At 73.5% G+C, this 5,822-nt stretch carries 4 protein-coding genes and 1 pseudogene; 3 read left to right on the top strand and 2 right to left on the bottom strand.

Annotated features, from left to right (window positions below; translation table 11 throughout):
* Positions 1-1,228 (bottom strand): MFS transporter (locus AB0I76_RS20825; protein ID WP_357037856.1); only part of this gene is annotated, 1,228 nt, incomplete at its 3' end.
* Positions 1,225-2,832, bottom strand: a complete 1,608-nt coding sequence (locus AB0I76_RS20820) for an AMP-binding protein (protein WP_357037853.1) — start codon at positions 2,830-2,832, stop codon at positions 1,225-1,227. The genes AB0I76_RS20820 and AB0I76_RS20825, both read right to left, overlap by 4 nt.
* Before the next feature lie 281 nt (positions 2,833-3,113).
* Between AB0I76_RS20820 and AB0I76_RS20815 the strand changes: the two genes are divergently transcribed.
* From AB0I76_RS20815 to AB0I76_RS20805, 3 genes and pseudogenes are all read left to right on the top strand, one after another.
* Complete coding sequence (locus AB0I76_RS20815) at positions 3,114-4,418, top strand: SGNH/GDSL hydrolase family protein (RefSeq protein WP_357037850.1); 1,305 nt, start codon at positions 3,114-3,116, stop codon at positions 4,416-4,418.
* A 65-nt stretch (positions 4,419-4,483) separates the two neighbouring features.
* Positions 4,484-5,710: a cytochrome P450 gene (locus AB0I76_RS20810; RefSeq protein WP_357037847.1), complete on the top strand. Its 1,227-nt coding sequence runs from the start codon at positions 4,484-4,486 to the stop codon at positions 5,708-5,710.
* A pseudogene (locus tag AB0I76_RS20805) lies at positions 5,707-5,822 on the top strand (alpha/beta hydrolase); the annotation flags it as partial. The gene AB0I76_RS20810 and the pseudogene AB0I76_RS20805, both read left to right, overlap by 4 nt.

Below are 5,822 nucleotides of genomic sequence, written 5' to 3'. Positions count from 1 at the left end.
TTCGCGCAAGTCGCACAGCCGGGCATGAGCCGGTATGGTCCGGGCCTATGGGACATGTCAGGAGGGGGATCGCGGTCACCAGCAGGGCGAAGACGGCTGCTGCCAGGAGGGCCGGGACCAGGCCGAGGGCGGTGACGGTCCAGCCGCCGAGCAGCGCGCCGGCCGGGAGCCCGGCGAAGGCCAGGGAGCCGGACAGGCCGATGACCCGGGTCTGCAGATCCGCCGGCACCCGCTCGTACAGCGCCACGCCGAGCAGGGGGTTCACCACCGCGATGCCGATGCCGGACAGGAACGTCACGACGAGCACCAGCGGCAGGTCCTCGCTGAGTGCCAGCACCAGCAGTCGGGGCGCGCCGCTGACCGCCGCACCGACCGCGAAGGTCAGGTCGCGGCGCAGCCGCGCCCCGTACACGGTGAAGAGCAGGTTGCCCAGCAGCGCCCCGGCGGAGAACGCCCCGAGCACCAGGCCCAGCCCGGCGGGGGTGCCCAGCACGTCGGCCACCCAGAGGGGGATGTAGACGGCGATGCTGGCGTTCACCACCATGTTCAGCGCGGCGATGACCAGCAGCATCGTCAGCAGCGGCCGGTCCCGGCCGAGGTACCGGAAGCCGTCGCCGAGCGCCCGCAGGTACCCCTGCGGCTGGGCGGGAGCGCCGCCGGTCGCCGCCGGGGACCGGACCAGCAGCCCGATCAGCGCGGCGCACACCGCGAAGGTGGCCGCGTCGATGAGGATCGCCCAGGTCACGCCGAACCACCAGATGAGCAGGCCGCCCAGGCCGGCGCCGACGAGGGTGACCACCCGGCCCAGCCCGTCGTAGACCGAGGTGAGCCGGAGCAGCGGTACGTCCGCCGCCTGCGCCACCGGCCGGAACAGCACGTGCTTGACCCGGTCGCCGACGCCGCGCAGCGCCCCCACCACGGCGACCAGCGCCACCAGGGCGCCGAAGCCCAGCCACGGCGTGAGCGCCACCGCCACCATGAGCCCGGCGCTGCCCACGTCCGCCACGATCGAGGTGCGACGCAGCCCGATCCGGTCGGCCAGGGGGGTGCCCAGGGCGCTGGACAGCAGGTAGGGCAGCGTCTCGGCGGCGGCCACCACGCCCATCTTCACCGGGCTGCCGGTCGTCTCCAGCACCAGCCACGGGATGGCCACCACCGAGATCCGGCTGCCCAGGTTGGACAGGAGGTCGGCGCCGACCAGGGCGACCAGTTGGCGGCGGGGCGTCACGCCCGGCTGCCGATCGAGGCCGCCGGATGCTCGACGGCCGACGGGTGGTCGGCCGCGTACCGCGCGCGCAGCGCCCGCTTGTCCACCTTGTTCGAGCGGTTCAGCGGCAGCCGGTCGACGAACTCCACGCCGCCGGGGGCCCAGGTGTCGCTCAGGGTGGTGGTCACCAGGTCGATCAGCTCCGCGCCGGTCACCGTCGCGCCGGGGGCCGGCACCACATAGGCGTACGGCAGCTCGCCGGCCACCTCGTCGGGTACGCCGATCACCGTGGCGGCGCGGACCTGCGGGTGCCCGGCCAGCACGTCCTCGATGGGGCGGGAGTAGATCGGCCAGCTCCGCTGCCGGGTGAGGATGCGGTCCTGGAGGCGGTCGACCAGGTAGAGGTAGCCGTCGGAGTCGGTGTGCCCGATGTCGCGGGTCCGCACCCAGCCGTCGACCAGCGTCTCGGCGGTCAGCTCCGGCTGGCCGTGGTAGCCGGCGAAGCGCAGGCCGGTGTGCACCCACACCTCGCCGTCGACGTCCGGTGGCAGCACCGTGCCGTCCTCGGCGCGGATCTCGACGCGCACGTCGCCGTACGGCTTCCCGCAGGAGCGCAGCCGTTCCGGGTGCTCCGGGTCCTCGGTCAGCCCCGGCAGGGCGGTGATCACGACGGCCTCGCTCAGCCCGTACACGATGCGCAGCACCGGGCCGAAGCGCGCGACGGCCTGGCGCAGGCGGGCCGGCGCGGCGGGCCCGGCGCCCACGTTGAACATGAACATCGCGGAGAAGTCCGCGCCGTCCAGCGCCGGGTGGTCGAGCACCTCGTAGAGCATCGGCGGGGTGACGAACGTGGAGGTGATCCGCTCGGCGTCGACGGTGCGGATGAACGTCTCCGGGTCCCAGCCGTCGCGGGGGAACAGCACGCCGCCGGTGAACAGGTTGAACAGGGTGGTGATCTGGCCGCTGGCCAGCCACATCGGCGAGTACGACAGGTGCCGCAGCAGCGGGTACCCGGCGTCCCGGAAACTCGCGGCCAGCGCCAGGACCTGGGTGTAGAAGCTCTCCCGGTGGTGCACCAGCTTCGGGGTGCCGGTGGTGCCGGAGGTCTGCAGGAACGACTCCGGGGCCGGCGCCCCGACCGACGGGTCGACGTCGGCGGCCCCGGCGTCCTGCTCGGCGGCCCACCCGGTCAGGTCCGGGCCGGCCCCGCCCGCCCCGAGGCAGAACACCGGTACGCCGGGCAGGCCGGCGGCCAGGTCCGGACCCACGCTCGCCGGGTCCCGCGCGTCGTAGAGCAGGGCGTCGGGGCGGGCGAGCCGGACGAACTCGTCGACCTCCCGCCGGGAGGTGACCGGGGCGACCCACATCGTCCGGCAGCCCAGCAGGTGCAGGGCGAGCTGCACGAGCGACGCCTCCACCGGGTTGCCGAGCACGACCAGCACCCCGTCGCCCGGCCGTACGCCGTGCCGGCGCAGCATGGCGGCCAGCCCGCGTACCTCGGCGCGGACGTCGGCGTAGCTGAACCGGCGTCCCCCACCGACCAGGGCGTCCCGGTCGCCGAACTCCGCGAACAGCTCCAACGCCCGGTGCACGTAGCTCGTCCGGCGTGCGGGTCGGTCGGTCATCGGCGCGGCTCCCCCCATCGGCGACAGCGGCCTCCGGGCGGCTCCGGGGACCGGCACGGCAGGTCCCGGTGTCCCCGGCGACCGTGCCGCCGACTGCGAGCGTAGGCAGGAGGGGCCGACGCGGCACAGGGCCGAACGGTGCCCACGCCGACCCGGAGGACATTTGATCACGTCGATCAGGTCGATTGACGCCCGTCATCGGCGGCGATTAGTTTCCGGTCCATCGCCCAGGTGAGTGCCGTCAGCGGACGGGACCCTGGGCTGCCCACGATGGAGGTTCAATGTCGACCCCGAAGAGATGGCACGTCGTCGCCACCGCGGCGATCCTGCTGGTAACGGGCACCCCGGCCGTGGTGGCGAGCGCCGGCCCTTCCGACACCGACCGGCGTGACCGGACAACCTGGGCGGCGACCTGGGCGACGGCGGTCACCCGGGGCAACGCGACCGGCCTGACCAACACCGGCCTGAACAACCAGAGCGTCCGGATGGTCGTCCACACCACGGTCGGCGGCCCGGTGCTGCGGGTGCGGCTCAGCAACATGTACGGCGAGCAGGCGGTCCGGGTGGGCCGCGCGACGATCGCCCGGCCGAACACCGCGACCGCCGACGACCTGTCCGACATCGATCCGGCGACGCTGCGCGAGCTGAGCTTCGGCGGCGCCGCCTCGGCCACCATGAACCGGGGCGCGGAACTGCTCAGCGACCCGCTGGACTTCCCCGTCGCCGACCAGTCCGACCTGGTGCTCACCGTGCACTTCCCGACGCCGACGGGCCCGGTGACCTTCCACGGCCAGTCCCGGCAGACCAACTTCATCGGCGCCACGGACCTCACCTCCGCCGCCGACGGCGCCGGGTTCACCATCCGTCCCAACTGCTGCTGGTTCTTCCTGTCCGGGATCGACGTGCAGCGTCGGCACAGCCCCGGCTCGGTGGTGGTCTTCGGCGACTCCATCGCCGACGGCAACGGCAGCACCGTCAACGCCAACAGGCGCTGGCCGGACCTGCTCGCCGACCGGCTCATCGACGCCCGCCCGGACGTACGCACCCCGGGTGTGCTGAACGCCAGCCTGGCCGGCAACCGCCTCAACCACGAGGGCCCGGAGCCCGGCGCGGGCGACTTCCCCGGCTACAACGAACTCGGCCCGAACGCCCTGGCACGGCTCGACGAGGACGTGTTCTCCCAGACCGACGCCCGGACGGTGGTGACCCACCTGGGGATCAACGACATCTGGATGTCGAACGACTCCGCCGACGCGATCATCGCCTCGCTGCGGCAGGTCAACCAGCAGGTCCAGGCGCGTGGCCTGCGCAGCCTGGTCGCCACGCTCACCCCGTACGAGGGGCACGGCAAGCCCGGCGTGTGGACGCCGGAGAAGGACGCCACCCGGCAGGCGGTGAACGCCTGGCTGCGTGGTGAGGGCGCCGCCGAGTTCGACGGGCTCCTCGACTTCGACGCGGTGCTGCGCGACCCGTCGCAGCCCAGCCGGCTGCTGCCCGCGTACGACTCGGGGGACCACATCCACCCGAACGACGCCGGCAACCAGGCCATGGCGGACGCCGTGCCGCTGCGCCTGCTCGGTCTGTGACATCCGGTGCGGGCGGCGGGTGACCCCCCCCCCCCCCCCACCACCGATTCCTGGGGAGACCGACGATGACCGACGTTGCACAGGTGCTGACCCGTCTCTACAGCGACAAGGGCCGGCAGAATCCGTATCCCTGCTACGCCGACCTGCATCGGCTGGGCCCGGTCAGCCCGGTGCCCGCCCGCGCCGAGCACCGCGCCGTCGCCGCGGTCGCCGTCGGATACGACCTCGTCGACGGCCTCCTGCGGGATCCGGAGTGGTACAAGCAACCGCCGCCCGGCTGGCAGGACCAGGAGGTGCTGCGCACGCTGCAGACCTCGATGATGTTCGTCAACCCGCCCGACCACACCCGGATGCGCGGGGTGTTCGCGAAGACCTTCACCCCGCGCCGGCTGGGCGCCCTGGAGCCGGTCGTGCACCGCGTGGTCGACGGCCTGCTGGACCGGATGGCCGACGCCGGCGGGACCGAGGTCGACTTCGTCGCGGAGTTCGCGTACCCGATGCCCGCCCTGGTGATGGCGGAGTTCATCGGCATTCCCGCCGGTGAGCTGGACTTCTACCGTCATCGGGTGGAGCGGATCGACGAGTTCCTCGACGTGGCCGGCAAGACCCCGGAGCGCCTGGCCGCCGCCAACACCGCCGCCGCCGAGCTGCGCGCCTTCTACCGTGACCTGCTGGCCCACCGCCGCCGCACCCCCGGCGAGGACCTGATCAGCGCCCTGGTCGAGGCGGTCGACGCCGGCGACGTGGCGCTGACCGAGGACGAGCTGGTCAGCAACCTCGTGGTGCTGTTCAACGCCGCCTTCGTCACCACCGTCTACATGTTCAGCAATGGCCTGCCGCTGTTGCTGGACCATCCCGAGGTGGCAGCCGCGCTGCCCGCCGACGAGGCGCTGACCCGGGGTGCCGTCGACGAGATCCTGCGGCTGGAGGCGCCGGTCCACTTCCTGGCCCGCGCCGCGCCCCGGGACACCGACCTCGGCGGGGTGCCCGTCGGCCGGGACGAGAACGTCCTGCTGATGATCGCCGGCGCCAACCGCGACCCGGCCCGGTTCGCTGACCCGGACCGCTTCGACCCTCGGCGCAGCGGTTCGCCGTCGCTGGCGTTCGGCGCCGGCCCCCACTACTGCATCGGGGCCGCGGTCTCCCGCCTGGAGGGACGCCTCGCACTGCCCCGGCTGCTGGCCCGCTTCCCCGGGCTGGCGATCTCCGAGCCGCCCGTGTACAGCGGCAGCCTCTTCCTGCGCGGCGTCGACAAACTGCTGGTCAGCACCGGTGCGAAGGAGAACTCGTGACCCTCCACCCGCAGGCGGCGGCGTACCGGGCCGCCCGTGCGGCGGCCGGCACCCCGCCGCTGTACACCCAGACCCTGGCGCAGGCCCGCGCCGCCGACCTCGCCGCGATCCG

Source organism: Micromonospora sp. NPDC049799 (assembly GCF_040656655.1).
Classification (GTDB): Bacteria; Actinomycetota; Actinomycetes; order Mycobacteriales; family Micromonosporaceae; genus Micromonospora.
This window is presented reverse-complemented; position numbering and strand designations above follow the sequence as displayed.